14 protein-coding genes are annotated in these 18,095 nt (G+C 40.5%); 9 read left to right on the top strand and 5 right to left on the bottom strand.

Features of this window, described 5'->3' with window-relative positions; genetic code table 11:
• Window positions 1–73: 73 nt before the first annotated feature.
• The gene (locus J4N25_RS20650) at window positions 74–631 is read right to left on the bottom strand and encodes a tetratricopeptide repeat protein (RefSeq protein ID WP_207423699.1); all 558 of its coding nucleotides are present in this window, start codon (window positions 629–631) and stop codon (window positions 74–76) included.
• Window positions 632–702: 71 nt separating this feature from the next.
• On the opposite strand from J4N25_RS20650, the gene ung reads away from it, so the two are divergent.
• On the top strand, window positions 703–1,371 hold the full coding sequence (gene ung, locus J4N25_RS20645) for a uracil-DNA glycosylase (RefSeq protein WP_207423698.1): 669 nt from the start codon (window positions 703–705) through the stop codon (window positions 1,369–1,371).
• A gap of 41 nt (window positions 1,372–1,412) precedes the next feature.
• Here ung and J4N25_RS20640 read toward each other — a convergent pair whose 3' ends face one another.
• Window positions 1,413–1,793 (bottom strand): response regulator, encoded by a 381-nt coding sequence (locus tag J4N25_RS20640; protein WP_207423697.1) that lies wholly within the window; start codon window positions 1,791–1,793, stop codon window positions 1,413–1,415.
• Between the two features lie 198 nt (window positions 1,794–1,991).
• On the opposite strand from J4N25_RS20640, the gene J4N25_RS20635 reads away from it, so the two are divergent.
• The 5 genes from J4N25_RS20635 to J4N25_RS20615 all read left to right on the top strand — a co-directional run bounded on the left by J4N25_RS20635 (window position 1,992) and on the right by J4N25_RS20615 (window position 11,823).
• On the top strand, window positions 1,992–3,953 hold the full coding sequence (locus J4N25_RS20635; RefSeq protein WP_207423696.1) for an alpha-1,4-glucan--maltose-1-phosphate maltosyltransferase: 1,962 nt from the start codon (window positions 1,992–1,994) through the stop codon (window positions 3,951–3,953).
• A 36-nt stretch (window positions 3,954–3,989) separates the two neighbouring features.
• On the top strand, window positions 3,990–7,304 hold the full coding sequence (gene treS / locus J4N25_RS20630) for a maltose alpha-D-glucosyltransferase (protein WP_207423695.1): 3,315 nt from the start codon (window positions 3,990–3,992) through the stop codon (window positions 7,302–7,304).
• A 69-nt stretch (window positions 7,305–7,373) separates the two neighbouring features.
• Window positions 7,374–9,320 carry a 1,4-alpha-glucan branching protein GlgB gene (gene glgB, locus J4N25_RS20625; RefSeq protein ID WP_207423821.1) on the top strand — a complete coding sequence of 649 codons (1,947 nt, stop codon included), beginning with the start codon at window positions 7,374–7,376 and terminating at the stop codon, window positions 9,318–9,320.
• 667 nt (window positions 9,321–9,987) lie between these two features.
• Window positions 9,988–11,037: a tRNA preQ1(34) S-adenosylmethionine ribosyltransferase-isomerase QueA gene (queA, locus tag J4N25_RS20620; RefSeq protein WP_207423694.1), complete on the top strand. Its 1,050-nt coding sequence runs from the start codon at window positions 9,988–9,990 to the stop codon at window positions 11,035–11,037.
• 117 nt (window positions 11,038–11,154) lie between these two features.
• A complete protein-coding gene (locus J4N25_RS20615; protein WP_207423693.1) occupies window positions 11,155–11,823 on the top strand; it encodes a 2-C-methyl-D-erythritol 4-phosphate cytidylyltransferase in 669 nt (222 codons plus the stop codon).
• A gap of 45 nt (window positions 11,824–11,868) precedes the next feature.
• On the opposite strand, the gene J4N25_RS20610 is transcribed toward J4N25_RS20615, so the two are convergent.
• Together J4N25_RS20610 and J4N25_RS20605 are read right to left on the bottom strand one after the other, a co-directional pair.
• On the bottom strand, window positions 11,869–12,021 hold the full coding sequence (locus tag J4N25_RS20610; RefSeq protein ID WP_207423692.1) for a lmo0937 family membrane protein: 153 nt from the start codon (window positions 12,019–12,021) through the stop codon (window positions 11,869–11,871).
• 258 nt (window positions 12,022–12,279) lie between these two features.
• A complete protein-coding gene (locus tag J4N25_RS20605; protein WP_207423691.1) occupies window positions 12,280–12,924 on the bottom strand; it encodes a tetratricopeptide repeat protein in 645 nt (214 codons plus the stop codon).
• 321 nt (window positions 12,925–13,245) lie between these two features.
• On the opposite strand from J4N25_RS20605, the gene lon reads away from it, so the two are divergent.
• Both lon and J4N25_RS20595 read left to right on the top strand, forming a co-directional pair.
• The gene (gene lon, locus J4N25_RS20600) at window positions 13,246–15,723 is read left to right on the top strand and encodes an endopeptidase La (RefSeq protein ID WP_242695962.1); all 2,478 of its coding nucleotides are present in this window, start codon (window positions 13,246–13,248) and stop codon (window positions 15,721–15,723) included.
• Window positions 15,724–15,897: 174 nt separating this feature from the next.
• Window positions 15,898–16,839: a lipid A deacylase LpxR family protein gene (locus J4N25_RS20595; protein WP_207423690.1), complete on the top strand. Its 942-nt coding sequence runs from the start codon at window positions 15,898–15,900 to the stop codon at window positions 16,837–16,839.
• A gap of 2 nt (window positions 16,840–16,841) precedes the next feature.
• Here the strand turns inward: J4N25_RS20595 and arfB are convergent, their stop codons facing one another.
• Window positions 16,842–17,252, bottom strand: coding sequence for an alternative ribosome rescue aminoacyl-tRNA hydrolase ArfB (arfB, locus tag J4N25_RS20590; RefSeq protein ID WP_207423689.1), 411 nt, complete (start codon window positions 17,250–17,252; stop codon window positions 16,842–16,844).
• Window positions 17,253–17,318: 66 nt separating this feature from the next.
• On the opposite strand from arfB, the gene cmk reads away from it, so the two are divergent.
• Complete coding sequence (cmk, locus tag J4N25_RS20585) at window positions 17,319–18,002, top strand: (d)CMP kinase (RefSeq protein WP_207423688.1); 684 nt, start codon at window positions 17,319–17,321, stop codon at window positions 18,000–18,002.
• Window positions 18,003–18,095: the final 93 nt, after the last annotated feature.

Raw genomic sequence — 18,095 nt, 5'->3', positions numbered from 1 at the left:
TGGGAATTCAGTAACAAATTTAAATCTCAAAAAAAAAGCCCTCGTTTAAGGGCCTTCATATTTTATAAACGGTCTATCTTCTGAATCCGCCACCACCTCTGGACTGCACAACTGTTTTATCCATTTGGACCATCTGACCTTGCATCATCTTGATCTGCTCGGCAAGAAGTTTGTTTTTATCGGCTTTTTTAGCTTCCTGCAAATACATTTGAGCTTCTCTCTTATTTCTTTTTGCCATGGCAATTCCGGCAAGGCTCAATTTTGCAAGGGCAATATTATGATCCATAGTCATTCCAAGAGACAGTGCTTTTTTGAAAAACTTTTCAGATTGCATTGGCGCACGACGCGACTCAATCAAACCCAGCAATAAGTGATAGTATCCGTGCTGCTGCTTGATCAATTCTTTCTCGTAATTCTTTATATTGTTTAGCCATTTCTCAGCACCTTCCATGTTCTCCTTTCTAAGGTAATATTGAGCTAAAAGCATTTTCTCATTAAAGAAGAAGGTAACAACCACTATTATCGATAAAAGCAGGGCAAGTATACCCCAGCCCCAGTGTCCAAAAACGAATAGTGTTACCGCAGCACCCAACACCGCAAAAGCTATAATTAACCTTAAAATATTTGGCATTTCTAATATTTCTTTATTTTGTGGCGCAAATATCTGCTTATTAAACTGCTTAAACAAGAAAACAGAGAATTATGGCAATTCAAATAGATGAATCGTGGAAAGAGCTTTTGGGAGAGGAATTTGAAAAGGATTATATGGTGCAATTGCGGGCATTTCTGAAAGCGGAAAAAGAGGAAGGAAAAACAATATATCCTCCGGGAAGCCTAATTTTCAATGCATTTAATCATACGCCTGTATCGCAGGTGAAGGCTGTTATTATTGGTCAGGATCCGTATCATGGCCCCGGTCAGGCGCATGGACTATCATTTTCAGTTCAACGTGGCGTTCCAATCCCTCCTTCCCTCCGAAATATTTTTAAAGAACTATCAACAGATATACCGGGGTTTAAAATCCCAGACCATGGTGATTTGACAAAATGGGCAGATCAGGGGGTTTTACTTTTAAATGCCACGCTTACAGTTAGGGCTGGGGTAGCGGGTTCTCATCAAAATAAGGGCTGGGAGCAATTTACAGACACAGCCATTCGAAAACTGGCAGATCAAAAGCAAGGCTTAGTATTCTTACTCTGGGGCAAATTCGCACAATCAAAAGCTGCTTACATTGATACGAACAAACACCATGTGCTCAAAGCGCCTCATCCTTCGCCACTAGCTCAGGGCTTCCTGGGTTGCCAGCATTTTTCGAAAACAAATGTAATTCTCGGGCAACAAGGCAATCGCCCTATCGATTGGCAGACGTAATTCCTGAAGGATAACTTCAGTGTTAGGAAATCAGAATGTAATCATTGAACCATTCCTTCTTCTCTTTTAAGATAAGCTTCTTCAACCACCTTTTCAAGCAGATCCAGATCAAAAGGTTTTGGAAGTGCATAATCTGCTCCTGCTTCACTAGCCAAATGATTAATATCGTTGTTTGCTGTAATATAAACCACCGGTATCCCTCTAAAAGATGGATGACTCTTGATGGTTTTGGTTGCTGTTATCCCTCCCGTTCCAGGGATCCAATTATCCATAAGGATCACTGATGGATGCGAATTTTCAACCTGATCTAATATGTCGTTAACATGAGTTGTTGTGAAAACCTCCCACCCGGCATCGGCTAACACAAATTCAATAATATCTAAAATATCCTGTTCGTCGTCGCAGACCAGCACTCTTTTCATATAACTACCCCAACCTACAACAACAGATCTTCAAAATCGTTCAAAAAAAATTAATTTAAATAAAGCACTTTATACATTGCATATACCTATACCTAACAATTACCCTTTCTCTCACTTTTCGCAAACTTTTAGACTAATGATAAGTTTTCTGCTAGAACCTATGTAAGACAAACAACTGTCTGCTTAAAACATCTGCTAATGAATCCGAACGGTAGAAAAAGAGTGATTATTACTGCTATATCACCCCAGGTTGAAGGTGGTACATATCCAGCAAAAGCAGCGATACATGAAGATTTGCTTATTTCAGCAAGCATATTTGCCGATGGGCACGACGAGGTGGCAGCTTCTGTAGAGATAAAACAGGCTGGCGAAAATAATTGGATAGAAATTCCCCTGAATTTCGTTATTAACGATTACTGGGAGGCTACAGTTGAACCTCGCGAAACCGGTTTCTTAAATTTTCGCATCAGGGGCTGGATAGATCATTTTACCACCTGGCAGTTAGGCCTGCGAAAAAAATCTGACGCAGGGCAAGATATCAGCGTAGAACTCCTTATCGGTGTGGAAATGCTTGAGAAAGCAGCAAAAATTGCCGAAAAAACAGATGCCGCAACTTTGCTTAGCTGGGCGAATTCTATTAGAAAAAACGAAGAACAAGAAATTTCGGTAGCCTTGGCTTGTGGCGATGAAGTGTCTAAGCTCGTTAGGAAATACCGCGACCAATCTATGGATACTGTGAGTTCCGAATTTGTTGTCGAGGTGGAACGTAAAAAAGCGGCGTTCAGCACCTGGTATGAGCTATTTCCCCGTTCTACAGCCTCTGAACCCGATAAGCACGGGACATTCCAGGATGTAAAAAGAGTACTTCCACGGGTGGCGAAACTAGGCTTTGATGTCCTGTATTTCCCTCCTATACATCCAATTGGCGAGATTAACCGTAAAGGAAAAAACAACTCCTTAACAACGGAACCTGGAGAACCAGGCTCACCCTGGGCAATAGGAAACCGATTGGGAGGACATAAAGACATTCATCCAGAGCTGGGAACATTGCAGGACTTCAAAGAATTGGTGCAAGAAGCCAAAAAACTGGATATCGAGATTGCAATGGACATTGCTTACCAATGCGCACCGGACCACCCCTACGTAACAGAGCATCCTTCTTGGTTTAAATGGCGGCCTGATGGAACGGTCCAATACGCGGAAAACCCTCCGAAAAAGTACGAAGACATTCTGCCGATTAATTTCGAGACGGAAGATTGGGAGAATCTCTGGCAAGAATTAAAAAGTGTGATTGATTACTGGATTGACCAGGGTATCACCATTTTCCGTATAGATAATCCCCATACCAAAGCCTTTCCCTTCTGGGAATGGATGATCAAAGAGGTTCGGGCAAAACATCCTGAAATAATTTTCCTGGCAGAAGCATTTACGCGTCCCAGAAGAATGGAACGATTGGCCAAAGCGGGCTTCAACCAATCGTACACCTACTTTACATGGAGAAATAATAAATACGAGCTGGAAGAATACATGACGGAACTAACTAAAACAGAGCAACGTTATTTCTTCCGCCCCAATTTCTGGCCTAATACTCCGGATATCCTTCCCCCGGAACTAACATATGGAGGCGAAAACGCCCATATCCTGCGTGTTCTTTTGGCGGCAACGCTTTCCTCTAATTACGGTCTGTATGGACCCGTGTATGAATTTGGATTAAACACACCCCGACCAGGAAAAGAGGAGTACATCGATAACGAAAAATACGAGATAAAGCACTGGGATTGGGATCAATATACCCGAATTAAAGAAATTATTGGGCGAATAAATAAAATCCGGAAGCAAAATCCGGCCCTTCAATCTACGTGGAACATAAGCCTTGCCCCAACCACTAACGATAATATTATCTGTTATGCAAAAACGGATAAGAAATCTAAGAATGCTTTGATTATGGCGGCAAATCTCGACGTTCATCATACTCAGGGAGCGATGGTTAAAGTTCCATTACAGGAACTCGGGCTGACTCATGAGCAACCGTTTACTGTTCACGACCTACTTAGTGGCAGTAAATATACGTGGAATGGCGAATGGAATTACGTTGAGCTGAACCCTTACGAAATGCCAGCCCATGTATTCAGAGTAGAGCAGCAGGAACAAATGTTGTAATACGCTCAAACATTTAAAATTAAACTGACTATCATTATGCTTGACGATAAACTTCACTGGTATAAAGACGCAATTATTTACGAATTGCATATAAAAGCTTTCCGCGACGGAAACTGTGATGGGATAGGGGATTTCAAAGGACTGATGGAACGTTTAGACTATCTGCAGAACCTCGGCGTAACTGCAATCTGGCTTCTCCCATTTTACCCTTCACCCCTCAAGGATGACGGTTACGATATAGCCGACTACTATAGCATCAATCCCTCTTACGGAGATATTGAAGAATTTAAGGCATTCTTACAAGAGGCACATAAAAGGAATCTGAAAGTAATTACCGAGCTTGTTATAAATCACACTTCAGATCAACATCCCTGGTTCCAACGAGCCCGGCGATCACCTAAAGGTTCTCCCTACCGGGACTATTATGTCTGGACGGATGACCCAAATCAGTTTCGGGAGGTACGTATAATTTTTCAGGATTTTGAAGCTTCCAATTGGACCTGGGACCCGATCGCGCAGCAATACTACTGGCATCGCTTTTTCCATCACCAGCCGGATTTAAATTACGACAACCCGCTCGTGCAGGAAGAGGTCTTCAGGGTATTAGACTTTTGGTGTAAACTTGGCGTCGATGGCTTCCGCTTAGACGCAGTTCCCTATCTGTTTGAACGCGAAGGAACAAATTGCGAAAACTTACCCGAAACCCACGTCTTTCTTAAAAAGTTGAGAAAGCACGTTGACGAAAACTTCCCGGGAACTTTGCTGCTTGCTGAGGCAAATATGTGGCCTGAAGATTCTGCAGCCTACTTTGGCAATGGGGATGAATGCCATATGAATTACCACTTTCCGGTAATGCCAAGAATGTTTATGGCATTGCAAATGGAAGACCGCTATCCTATCACCGATATCTTTGATCAAACTCCAGAAATCCCCGAGACTTGTCAATGGGCAATGTTCTTGCGTAACCATGATGAACTAACACTTGAAATGGTGACCGACGAAGAACGGGATTATATGTATAAGGCATACGTTAAAGACCCAAAAGCAAGGATAAATCTTGGAATACGCCATCGCTTAGCCCCCTTAATGGAAAATAGCAGGGCTAAAATCGAATTGCTAAATTATCTTCTATTCTCCCTTCCGGGTACTCCTGTTATTTACTATGGGGATGAAATCGGAATGGGTGATAATTTTTATCTTGGAGACAGGGATGGTGTAAGGACTCCGATGCAATGGTCGGCTGACAGGAATGCAGGATTTTCTGAGGCAAATCCTCATAAACTTTACCTTCCCGTAATACTTGATCCAGCCTATCACTACGAATCTGTGAACGTAGATATCCAAAGAGGAAATACAAATTCTCTTTTATGGTGGACAAAGCGTATGATTAATATACGCAAACAGTACAAGGCCTTTAGCCGGGGAGATCTTAAGTTTATAGCAACAGAAAACTCCAAGATACTCGCCTTTACTAGAACGTATCAGGAAGAAACAATCCTGGTAGTAGTGAACCTCTCACGATACGCTCAACCGGCTGAAATAGATTTGAAAGAATTTAAAGGCTATGTACCGGTAGAGATCCTAAGTAAAAATAAATTCCCGTCAGTTAAGGACGACAAGCCCTATTTCTTTACACTCGGGCCCTTTGACTGCCATTGGTTCCAGCTGGAAAAAGTGCATGCGGAAGTAACAGAGAGGAAAGATCTGCCGATAATCGAACTTTCCTCATGGGAAGCTATAAGCGATGAACATACTTTGCGTGTCCTGGAAACCGAAATTTTCCCCGAATACTTGTTAAAAGTTAGATGGTTCGGCGGTAAAGCACGCGGTATTGAAAGTGTTCGGATTGTGAACAAGGCCGATGTCCCTTTAACTCCTTACCCGGCGCTTATACTGATACTTGAGGTTAATTATCAACACGGCTTGCCGGATACTTATCAGGTGCCAGTAAGTTTTGCTCCTGATCAGCTTGCCACTGAACTATCAACCACAGCGCCTCAGGCCATCATTTGCCAGATCAAAACCGAAGGTCATATGGGGGCACTGTTTGATTCCGCCTTTAGTGAAGACTTCCAAAAAGCTTTGTTCATATATATGAGAGACCAAAGCTATATAAAGTTACCGAGTGGAGAGCTGCGCTTTTCGGGAAGCGAATTATTAGCTGCATATCCAGAAGAAAATACTAAAATTAAGTCGAAGGTCCTATCAGCAGAACAAAGCAATAGTTCAATAACCTTCGACAATAAGTTCTTCCTTAAGCTTTACAGGAAAGTTGACACCGCAATTAATCCAGACCTCGAGATAAATAAGTTTCTCGCCGAATCCAACTTTGCAAATATTCCTCAATTAGCAGGATCAGTAGAATGGAAGATGGGAAATTCTACCATGGTTCTTGGTATGATGCAGGAGATGGTCGAGAATAGTGGCGATGCCTGGGCAACTACGATAGATCGTTTAACTGCTTTCTATGAAGAGATTTTGTCAGGTACCCGAGTTGAAGCACCAACCGCAGAACTTAAAGGTTCTTTGATTGCTCCCGTCGCATACGAAGAGGTTCCTGAGCAAATAAAGAAATTGTTGGATGCATCCATTGCTGAGAGAATTGAATTATTAGGAAAACGGACAGGAGAAATGCACAAATTACTGGCATCGAGCAATGAAGATCCGGCTTTCAAACCTGAGGAGTATTCATTACACTATCAACGTTCGCTTTTCTCATCACTGCAATCTCTTGTGAGAGCCACCTTTGATAATCAGCGTAGGAATCTGAATAAGATTCAGGGCGACGCAAAAGATGAGGCAATGGAGGTCCTTGGAATGAGAGAAGAAATACTTAACACCTTCAAGCGGATCTATAGCAAGAAAATAGACGTGGTTAAGATACGTCTTCATGGTGACTATCACCTTGGTCAGGTGCTTTTTACCGGGAAGGATTTCGTGATATTGGATTTTGAAGGAGAGCCTGCTAAGGCCTATAGTGAAAGACGTTTAAAGCGGTCAGCCTTAAGAGATGTTGCGGGGATGATACGATCATTCCATTATGCTGCCTATGCCGGCCTTTTCCTTGATGATAAAATTAGTGAGGCGGATGCAGAGCAATTAATCCCATACGCCGAGCAATGGTATCATTACATGGCTGGTTTCTTTATGAAAGGGTACCTTGATACAGTAAAAGACACCATGATCATTCCTAAAGACAAGGAAAGCCTCGAAATACTGATCCAGACCTTCCTGCTTGAAAAAGCAGTTTACGAGCTAAACTACGAATTAAACAACCGGCCTTCTTGGGTCATTATCCCGATAAGAGGAATTAAAGCAATACTGGGAGAACAAACCCTGGCTAAAGCATAAGCTTTCCTTACACATTTTGCAATTATGGCAACTAGAGAAAAAGACGATATTATATCAGCAAACCAGGAAATGACTGTGCCTTTTTCTGACGGCTTTACCGATGAAAATGGACGTTTCACTTTAATCTCTGATTTTGATGTTGAATTATTCAAGGCAGGGAGGCACTACCATTTGTATAACAAGTTAGGAAACCACAAGGTTAAACACAATGGACAAGAAGGGATCTACTTCGCTGTATGGGCGCCTAACGCCAGATTTGTATCTGTTGTAGGAAGCTTTAATCACTGGTCTCGCTTCGAGCATCATATGGTTAAGAGAGAAGATCACTCTGGCATTTGGGAAACCTTTATTCCCGGTCTATCCAAAGGCGACCTCTACAAGTACTATATTGAATCAATCAACGGCTATACAGTAGAGAAAGGCGACCCTTACGCTTTCTATTGGGAAACTCCACCTAGAACAGCTACCGTAGTTCAAGACATTCAATTTGTATGGGATGATGAAGACTGGCTTAAAGAGCGTCGCACTGCGCATGCTTTAAGCAAACCCATATCGGTTTATGAAGTACATCTTGGTTCATGGAGAAGGAATGAGAATGGCGAGTTCCTGAGCTATCTGGAGCTGGCAGCAGAATTACCCAAGTATTGCAAATACATGAATTTTACACACGTAGAGTTCATGCCTATAATGGAGCACCCCTTCTATGGCTCATGGGGTTATCAGATTACTGGCTACTTCGCACCTTCCAGCCGTTTTGGTACACCCCAGGATTTTATGTACTTGGTAAATGAACTACATAAGGAGGGTATTGGTGTGATCTTAGATTGGGTACCATCGCATTTTCCTACAGATGAACATGGTCTTGGCTATTTTGATGGTACTCCTTTATACGAGTATGCCGATCCCCGTAAAGGTTTTCATCCAGACTGGCGAAGTAATATCTTCGATTTTGGACGTAACGAGGTTAGGTCATTTCTAATATCGAATGCACTTTTTTGGTTAGATAAATACCACATTGATGGGTTGCGTGTAGATGCAGTTGCATCAATGCTCTACCTTGATTACTCCCGCAGGGATGGAGAATGGATCCCTAATATTTATGGAGGACGTGAAAACCTGGAGGCTATTTCTTTCCTAAAGGAATTCAATGCTGCAGTTCATGATCATCACCCTGAAGTATTCACCGTAGCAGAGGAGTCGACCGCCTGGCCGGGAGTTACACACCCAACAGCAACGGGGGGATTAGGTTTCGACATGAAATGGATGATGGGCTGGATGCATGACACCTTGCATTACTTCCAAACCGATCCAATCTACCGTTCCTATCACCAGGGTGAAATTACTTTTAGTCTTGTTTACGCTTTTACTGAGAAGTTCACCCTGCCGCTATCGCATGATGAAGTTGTTTACGGTAAGCACTCCATGATCAATAAGATGCCTGGGGATGATTGGAAAAAATTTGCGAACCTGCGATTGCTTTATAGCTATATGTATGGCCACCCAGGAGCTAAACTCTTGTTTATGGGAGGTGAATTTGCACAAAGGCATGAATGGCGGCACGACTTCAGTCTCGACTGGCATGAAAACGCAAACCCTTACCACAACGGGATTCAAAAAGTTATTAAAGATTTAAATGAACTGTACAGGAGCCAGCCTGCGCTATATGAAAACAACTTCAGTAATGAGGGATTTGAGTGGATCGATATTAATGATCATCGTAATAGTGTAATCAGTTGGGTAAGAAAAGGTAAAGACAGCAACGAGCACCTTTTGTTTATTGCTAACCTTACGCCAGTTCCCCAACAGAATTATCGGATAGGGTCTTACAAGAAAGGATATTATACAGAAATCTTTAATTCAGATAACTTGAAATATGGCGGAAGTAATGTATTAAATAACCAGGAAGACATAGAAACCTTCCCCGTTCCAAAACATGGGCGAAGTCATTCTATAAGTCTTACATTGCCTCCCCTTGGCTTGATCATTCTTAAGTATGTAAAAGATCTCGAATGGTAGTTTTAAAACTTAAATATCAGATTTTTACAACCTTAGGATTCGACAATACGTAACAACTACTATAAACGAGGAGGGGTTATGGAATTTGCATTAGTATTTGGACTGGGTTGTATTGTAATAGGAGGTTTGATATATATATCCTTAACATGCGATGAGAACGGCCTATAGGTTTTTTGAATCCTAAAATATAAAAAATAGCAATAGAGGCAGCTATGTGCCACTGTTGCTATTTTATTTGCTTTCATCCCCTCAACTGCTCCAGTGTAGATTTCCATCATTTACATTCAGCCTAATTCCCCTTGTTTTATCCTAAATAATCAGTAAATTTTTTGTATAATTGAGGTATTCACTTCCCTCACACTATTCCTTTACTCCTTCTTACACCCTTATAGCGAATTTATAGCGACATTACAGCGACATTATAGCGATATTTTGCCCCCTTTATCCGTACTTGGTTCGTGGATGACTTTGGGATACTTCCTAGAAAAGCCTATTACTACCCTAATATAGGTTTATTCAACTCTTCGTGGTTCCGAAGCAGGCTCGAATATGGGTAATACGTATTTAGAAACTAAACCTAATACATTAAAACAAAACACATTATTTATAATTAATGAAATAGAAATTAATTCACTAACTTTGCGCCCTAAAAAATTATTAAGATTTTATGAAATTATCGCAGTTCAAATTCAATTTACCTGATTCTTTGATTGCACATACGCCTGCTGAGCAACGCGATGAAGCTCGGTTGATGGTACTTGACCGAAACACAGGTGCTATAGAGCATAAGATATTTAAAGATGTATTGGGGTATTTTGATGATAAGGATGTGATGATTCTTAATAACACCAAAGTATTTCCAGCTCGCATGTATGGCAATAAGGAAAAAACTGGTGCTACTATAGAAGTATTTCTTCTTAGAGAGTTAAATAAAGAGCTTCGTCTATGGGACGTTCTTGTAGATCCAGCCCGTAAAATCAGAGTGGGAAACAAGCTATATTTCGGAGACGACGATCTGTTAGTTGCCGAAGTAGTAGACAATACTACTTCCCGCGGACGTACAATTCGATTCCTTTTCGATGGTACGGATGAAGAATTCCGTCGAAACATCGAAATCCTTGGTGAAACTCCGCTCCCCAAATATATTAAACGTAAAGCTACAGCTGACGATAAAGAGCGTTATCAGACAATTTTTGCTAAAAAAGAAGGAGCTGTAGCTGCCCCAACTGCTGGACTTCACTTTAGCCGCGAGCTGATGAAACGCCTTGAATTAAAAGGGGTTGAATTTGCAGAAGTAACACTCCATGTTGGACTAGGAACCTTCCGGGCCGTAGAGGTTGAAGATCTTACTAAACATAAGATGGATTCTGAACAATTCATTATCGAGCAGAAGGACGCCGACATTGTAAATCGGGGTATCGAAAATAAAAACCGTATTTGTGCAGTTGGAACAACCACAATGCGGGCCATTGAGTCGGCGGTGTCAGCCAACAGAACTCTTAAATCTGCAAATGACTGGACAAGTAAGTTCATTTTCCCGCCTTATGATTTTAGTATCGCTAACAGTATGATTACGAACTTCCATACGCCAGAGTCTACTTTATTAATGATGATCTGTGCATTTGGAGGTTACGAGCATGTAATGAACGCTTATGAAGTTGCTGTAAAAGAGAAATATCGCTTCTTCAGCTATGGCGACGCTATGTTGATTATTTAAAGACATACTTGGGAGTTGAGCATACTTCGCTCCTCTTACAAAGAAAGATCTGGGTTATTTTAATCCAGATCTTTTTTATTTTAGATAAATACTAAACCCTAATTTCTGAATTTATAAATGAATTATGCAATCATAGTAGCTGGCGGGTCGGGAAGCAGGATGAACTCCGAAATTCCCAAACAATTCATTCCAGTAAATGGACTGCCAATTCTAATGCACAGTATAAAGGCCTTCTATTCTTCAAGTAAAAAGGCGAAAATAATCCTTGTGCTAAATAATCTTTACCATTTGTACTGGAGAAACTTGTGCGAGGAATACAACTTTACAATACCACACGAAATTAAAAGTGGGGGCGCACAGAGATTTGATTCGGTTAAAAATGCTTTAGATACAATACCCGATTCAGGCCTGGTAGCTGTTCACGATGCGGTTAGGCCGATTATAACAGAAGAGTTAATTACAAGATGCTTTAATACGGCAGAAGAGCTGGGAACTGCCATCCCCGTAGTTCCATCTCGAGACTCTTTAAGAATAAAAAAAGGGCTCATAACGGAAGCTATAGATCGAGACACTATTCTTATAGTGCAGACACCTCAGGTATTTAAATCTGAGATTCTTAAGGCAGCCTACCAGAAGCCATATCAACCTGAGTTTACTGATGATGCTAGCGTTGTTGAGAAATTAGGGGTTCAAGTACACACGGTGGAGGGCGATTTTAAAAATTTGAAGATAACATATCCTGAAGATTTGGAGTTCGCCTCGATAATCCTAAGTAAAAGGGCATAAAAAAATCCGGCGAACCGGATTTTTTTTAGTTATGTCGTTCTAAGGCTATACGGCTCCTCTTATAACTCTTAGAAGAACTGCAACGATTGCAATCACTAAAAGAATATGAATAATTCCGCCTGAAGCGTATCCTCCGAAGAAACTCACAGCCCAGATAATTACCAGGACAACTGCGATCAAATAAAGTAGATTTCCCATAGTAGTATGTTTTTCGTTTTAGATTGATTAACTTATCTGATCAAATAAATACAAAAAATAAGCCACTTCCCAAAATGCTCGAAAATGCTATAAAAACAGGGTCTTTTGGATAATTGTGCCAAAATCTGTCTTAAAAAAAGATCACTAGTAGGTACAAATACGTGCAAAAAGACTTTTTAGCTATCCCTAAACTCCCTTAAAAAAAGAAAGGCTGAAGGTTCAAAACCTTCAGCCTTTCTTTTTTTAAGTTTAGTAAACTTACTTGTTATCTAAATTCGCCATATAAACCTTAGCTTTCTTCATCTCTTCCTGAATATCCTTTCTACCCGGACTAGAATCCAATAATTTCTGCAAATCATTAATGCATGACTTAAACGAACTCGACGCTACGTTCTTATCATATATCTTAGGAACCTTCTGTCCCTTTAAAATGCCATAATCACGATAAGCAATAGCTCTGTTTTGATAAAGCTTAATATCATCCGGAGTGAGTTCTATTGCTTTTGAGTAATCACGAATAGCTGCATTCAAAAGTTTCTCGCGCTCTACAAGTGTCAACTCGCTTGTAGCTTTAGCAGCAATGAAATTTCTGGCCTTTGCTCTATAGTAGTAAGCAGATACTTCGCTGGGGCGCAGGGAAATTACTTGTCCAAAACCACTTATTGCTTTCTCGTATTCTTCAGAATGATAATAAGAATAGGCAAGCATATATAAAACCTGTGGATTATTAGCCTCTTCTGGCAGAGCTTTTTCTAAATGAGCAACAGCTTGTTTGAAATTTCCATCCATCACAGCCTTCTGACCCAAATTCACGTATTTGTTATTACTTGCAGTTTTCTGCTGTGCATGCGTAACGCCGCCAAATAACAAAGCAACTGATAAAAATAAAGTACTAAATTTCATGTTAGATTGATATAATTAATCCTTCAGGATAACGGCAGAAAGGTAATATTATTTCCAGTAAGTATAAGAAATATTATTTGGCTTTACAGTCAAAACGAAGGATGTATTAATACAAAGCAATTTAAATTAATGTTTCTCTCATTAACTCAGTTTTGTAAAAAAACTTATAGATTGCCTGACTTTTTAACAGACAATTTCCTAATTTCATCATTAGCATTAGCAATACTTATGATTGGCATAAGCCTTGCAACTTTGTCTGTTCATTAATTTTTAATCGTAAAAGAGAATCAAACTGTCATCTTGACTTAAGAAAAGACTTGAATGAATATTAACGATATCGCTCAATCATTACCCATAATAAACGAAGACACTGAATTCTTTCCCTTGATGTCGCAGGAAGACGAAGAGGAAATGAATAATGAACAGACGCCTGACGTATTATCCATTTTGCCTTTACGCAATACTGTATTGTTTCCCGGGGTAGTTATCCCTATTACAGTTGGCCGTGATAAATCTATAAAACTTATTAAGGATGCTTATAAGGGAGATCGCACAATTGGTGTCGTATCACAACGAGATGTAGCCATAGAAGATCCAACATTTGAGCAGCTTAATGATGTAGGTACGGTGGCACTAATAATAAAAATGCTTCAGATGCCAGACGGTAGTACCACTGTTATCATTCAGGGGAAACAGCGTTTTAGGTTGCGGGAGCAGATCCAGTCGGAGCCTTATATTAAGGCAGGAATTGAGAAATTTGAAGAGATCCGGCCGGAAGCCGGAAAGGAGTTTAAAGCAATGGTGGCTTCAATTAAAGAGATGGCCATGCAAATCATTCAATTTTCTCCTAATATTCCCAGTGAGGCTGCAATTGCTATAAAAAACATTGAAAGCCCCTCCTTCCTGATCAATTTCATATCCTCTAACATGAATGCTGATGTTCCTGTGAAGCAGAATATGCTGGAAGTGGCAAATCTTCATGAAAGAGCAAGAATGGTTCTGGAGCACTTAACCACCGAGCTACAAATGCTTGAGCTGAAAAACCAGATCCAGTCTAAAGTGAGGACAGACCTGGACAAGCAACAACGGGAATATTTTCTAAATCAGCAGCTAAAAACGATTCAGGAGGAGCTTGGTGGAAATTCTCCTGACCTTGAAATTGAGAGCTTAAGAAACAGAGCTTCTAAGAAAGCCTGGAGCAAGGATACAGCAACCCATTTTAATAAGGAAGTTGACAAACTGGCAAGGATGAATCCTGCTGCTGCAGATTATTCCGTCCAGATGAACTATCTTGAGTTACTGCTTGACCTTCCTTGGGAAGAAGTAACAAAGGATAATTTTGACCTCAAGAGAGCTCAAAAAATTCTTGATAAGGAGCATTATGGGTTGGAAAAAGTTAAACGGCGTATCATAGAGTATCTGGCCGTTTTAAAGCTTAGAAATAATATGAAAGCCCCCATCCTTTGTCTTGCGGGCCCTCCGGGAGTTGGAAAAACGTCGTTAGGAAAATCTATCGCAAAAGCTCTTGGCAGAAAATATGTGAGAATTGCTCTAGGAGGTATCCGTGATGAGGCAGAGGTACGAGGACATCGTAAAACGTATATTGGAGCAATGCCAGGGAGGATAATACAGTCTCTAAAAAAAGCTGGTGCTTCAAATCCGGTATTCGTACTTGATGAGATTGATAAAGTAGGTAACGATTTTCGGGGAGATCCATCATCAGCCCTTTTGGAAGTATTGGATCCCGAGCAGAATAACGCGTTTTATGATCACTATGTAGAACTCGATTACGACTTGTCAAAAGTGATGTTCATCGCAACAGCGAATTCTTTGAGCACCATACAACCTGCTCTTCTGGACCGTATGGAAGTAATTGAAGTGAATGGTTACACTATTGAAGAAAAAATAGAAATAGCGAAACAACATTTACTTCCAAAGCAGCTTGAGCAGCATGGCTTGAAACGGAAAGACGTAGTTTTGAAACTACCGGTAATTGAAAAAATTATCGAAGATTATACAAGGGAATCAGGAGTGCGCGGACTCGAAAAGAAAATAGGTTCCGTTGTCAGGGGAGTTGCTACTAAGGTAGCCATGGGCGACGAGTTTTCCCCTACTCTTGGAAAACCTGATATTGAAGCACTTTTAGGAGCCCCTATTTTCGATAAAGATCTGTATGAAGGTAACGAAGTTGCGGGTGTGGTTACAGGCCTTGCCTGGACACAGGTTGGCGGAGATATCTTATTTATAGAGGCAAGTATTAGTCCGGGTAAAGGCAGACTTTCGTTAACAGGTAATCTTGGTGATGTTATGAAAGAATCAGCTACGATTGCCATGGCTTACCTAAGGGCTTATTCCGACAAATTTAATATTGATTTTGGGCTGTTTGACAAATGGGATGTGCACATACATGTGCCAGCCGGAGCCACTCCTAAAGATGGTCCATCGGCCGGTGTCACTATGCTAACTGCTCTCACGTCTGCGTTCACTCAGAAACGAGTGAAACAGCATCTTGCAATGACGGGTGAAATTACTCTTAGAGGTAAGGTGTTGCCGGTTGGAGGAATTAAAGAAAAAATCCTTGCAGCCAAAAGAGCTAACATAAAAGAAGTGATACTTGCGAAAGCTAACCAAAAGGACATAGTTGAAATAAAAGAAGATTATATCAAAGACATGACGTTTCACTATGTAACAGAAATGAAAGAAGTAATCGATATCGCTCTTCTTAACGAAAAAGTTAAAGATCCGATTGACCTTACTTTAAAATTAACAGCACCAGAAGTAATTATTTCTGAATCATAATAATTATAAAAGGGGCGCTGCCCCTTTTATTTTAAGAACACCTTAAGCTGCTTTGGCCTCCCAGCAATTTTTCGAATTCATATCCGTTCTGGTATCTCAGGCAGATTCTCAAATCTAGTGGCTAACTTGCTTAACCATCCCCAAATGTGAGAGAATGACTAAATACGCGAAGAATTGAAACGTCTGGTACTTATTTTATTTGTATTTGCCCTGTCTGTTAGAGCTTTTTCTCAGGAAAAGACTTTTGATAACGAATTTGGATTTCGTTCTGACAATGATGCGTATCTAGCTATCGGTCAGGACCGTTATTACACTAATGGACTTTTTATAACGTTCAAACATGCCGGACGTACCGATAGGCAGTTTCTAAAGAAGAAAACCTGGGAGGCAGAGGTTGGGCAATATATGTATAATGCTAATTCAGGAGACATCCAAAACCTTCAAGAAGTTGACAGGCCATTCGCGGGTTACTTATACGGCGGAGTGAAGCTGAATTGGTTCACAAATAAGGAATCGGTCTTCCAGGGAGGATTACAGGTTGGGATTGTCGGCCCGAAGGCCTATGGCAAGCAGGTTCAGGAAACGCTGCACGAGACCGTTGGCTTCTATACTATCCACGGGTGGGAATATCAAATAAATAACGAATCTGGAATTAATTCATCATTTAGCTTTTCAAACTTGCTTGCCCGTAGAGGAAAAAATGATTTCACTTTAAGTACTTATCTTAGTTTGGGGAGCACATTTTCAGGGGCGGGAGCTGGGCTGTTATATAGAACAGGAAATTTAAATCCCCTTTTTAGTTCTGCTATGTATAATAGTAGAATTACCAGGGAGAAGCAGGATTCTACTATTAAAAAAGAGTCTTTTTTTTACGCACGCCCTATGCTTAACTTTGTTGCTTATAATGCTACTATACAAGGTGGCATGTTTACCCAGAATAAAGGGCCTGCCACTTTCAAACCTAATCGGGTATTATTTACACAGGAACTGGGATATACATACTCCGAAAACCGATGGACCTTCAATTTTGCTATGGTTTTTCAAACTAAAGAACTAAAAGAGCAAATATCACCCCAACAGTATGGATCTGTTAGTCTCTATTACAGATTCAACTGACTTCAATAATCAATCCCTCCTCTCCTGTTTAGCTTCTTGATCGCCCGTTTCTGCTTATCCTTAAGACGTCGTTCTATATCGCTTTTCCTGGGTTTAGTCTTCTTTCTCGGCTTTTGCACCACAAGGCTAGCCTGGATTAGCAATAAAAGCTTATTTAGGGCTCTTTCCTTATTGAGCAGCTGGCTTCTTTCCTCGTCACTTACAACTTGAATTTTACCTTCAGCATTTAACCGGTTTATTAACCGGATTCTTAAAAGCGCCTTTTCTTCTTCACTTAGAAAAGCTGCCGACTCGAAGTCGAAATTAATCTCCACCTTAGTGGAAACCTTATTAACATTTTGGCCTCCTTTCCCGCCACTTCTCGAGGTTTTAAAAACTATATACTGAACCAAATCCTCTCTTAAAAAAACCATATATAGAATTACAAATTAGTCGACCTGCTGTTTAAAATCATCAATAAACCCTACCTTTGTATCGCTATGTTAAATAATATTATAATCGCGATTGACGGGTATTCGTCTTGTGGCAAAAGTACTTTAGCTAAAGCACTTGCGAAAAAACTTCACTTTATTTACATAGACACTGGTGCCATGTACCGGGCAGTTACCCTTTATCTGCAAAAAAACAACATTGACATTAAAGATGAAGAGCGGGTTGAAAATGCATTAGATGATATTCATTTAAATTTCCATTCAAGAGATTATCAAAGCCATATCACACTTAATGGAATTGAGGTTTCTGATGAAATACGGCAGATGGGTGTCTCCGAAAAAGTAAGTGAAGTAAGTGCCATTAAAGCTGTACGACGCGAAATGGTAAAACAGCAACAACGGATGGGAGAGTCTAAAAATGTAGTAATGGATGGCCGTGATATCGGCACTACAGTTTTTCCGGAAGCACAGGTTAAAATCTTCATGACAGCCGATCCTAAAGTTCGTGCAGAACGTAGATTCAAGGAACTACAGGGCAAAGACGAAAAAGTAACATTAGAGGAAGTTTTTGAGAATCTTGCCCACAGAGACTATCAGGACACTACTCGTAAAGAAAGCCCACTTATAAGAGCAACCGACGCCATTATTCTGGATAATACAAACCTGAATGAAGTCCAACAATTGGAGTTTGTATTGGAAAAGGTTAAACCATTCACGTTTGAATACCAATAGCAATAGCTGTATCTAATTTCAGACATGTAGTCTAGCTTTCAATAATTTCACATCTCTGTTTTCCTGTTTGGTACCCGAAATAATTATTTCAGG

Source organism: Desertivirga brevis (assembly GCF_017355835.1).
This window is presented reverse-complemented; position numbering and strand designations above follow the sequence as displayed.

Excerpts from the sequence above, each read along its gene's own strand:
- J4N25_RS20610 (WP_207423692.1), bottom strand. The coding sequence starts at position 12,021 with ATGGGAAATCTACTTTATTTGATCGCAGTTGTCCTGGTAATTATCTGG.
- treS (WP_207423695.1), top strand. The coding sequence starts at position 3,990 with ATGCTTGACGATAAACTTCACTGGTATAAAGACGCAATTATTTACGAA.
- queA (WP_207423694.1), top strand. The coding sequence starts at position 9,988 with ATGAAATTATCGCAGTTCAAATTCAATTTACCTGATTCTTTGATTGCA.
- J4N25_RS20635 (WP_207423696.1), top strand. The coding sequence starts at position 1,992 with ATGAATCCGAACGGTAGAAAAAGAGTGATTATTACTGCTATATCACCC.
- arfB (WP_207423689.1), bottom strand. The coding sequence starts at position 17,252 with ATGGTTTTTTTAAGAGAGGATTTGGTTCAGTATATAGTTTTTAAAACC.
- J4N25_RS20605 (WP_207423691.1), bottom strand. The coding sequence starts at position 12,924 with ATGAAATTTAGTACTTTATTTTTATCAGTTGCTTTGTTATTTGGCGGC.
- J4N25_RS20640 (WP_207423697.1), bottom strand. The coding sequence starts at position 1,793 with ATGAAAAGAGTGCTGGTCTGCGACGACGAACAGGATATTTTAGATATT.
- lon (WP_242695962.1), top strand. The coding sequence starts at position 13,246 with ATGAATATTAACGATATCGCTCAATCATTACCCATAATAAACGAAGAC.
- J4N25_RS20615 (WP_207423693.1), top strand. The coding sequence starts at position 11,155 with ATGAATTATGCAATCATAGTAGCTGGCGGGTCGGGAAGCAGGATGAAC.
- glgB (WP_207423821.1), top strand. The coding sequence starts at position 7,374 with ATGACTGTGCCTTTTTCTGACGGCTTTACCGATGAAAATGGACGTTTC.
- J4N25_RS20650 (WP_207423699.1), bottom strand. The coding sequence starts at position 631 with ATGCCAAATATTTTAAGGTTAATTATAGCTTTTGCGGTGTTGGGTGCT.
- cmk (WP_207423688.1), top strand. The coding sequence starts at position 17,319 with ATGTTAAATAATATTATAATCGCGATTGACGGGTATTCGTCTTGTGGC.
- ung (WP_207423698.1), top strand. The coding sequence starts at position 703 with ATGGCAATTCAAATAGATGAATCGTGGAAAGAGCTTTTGGGAGAGGAA.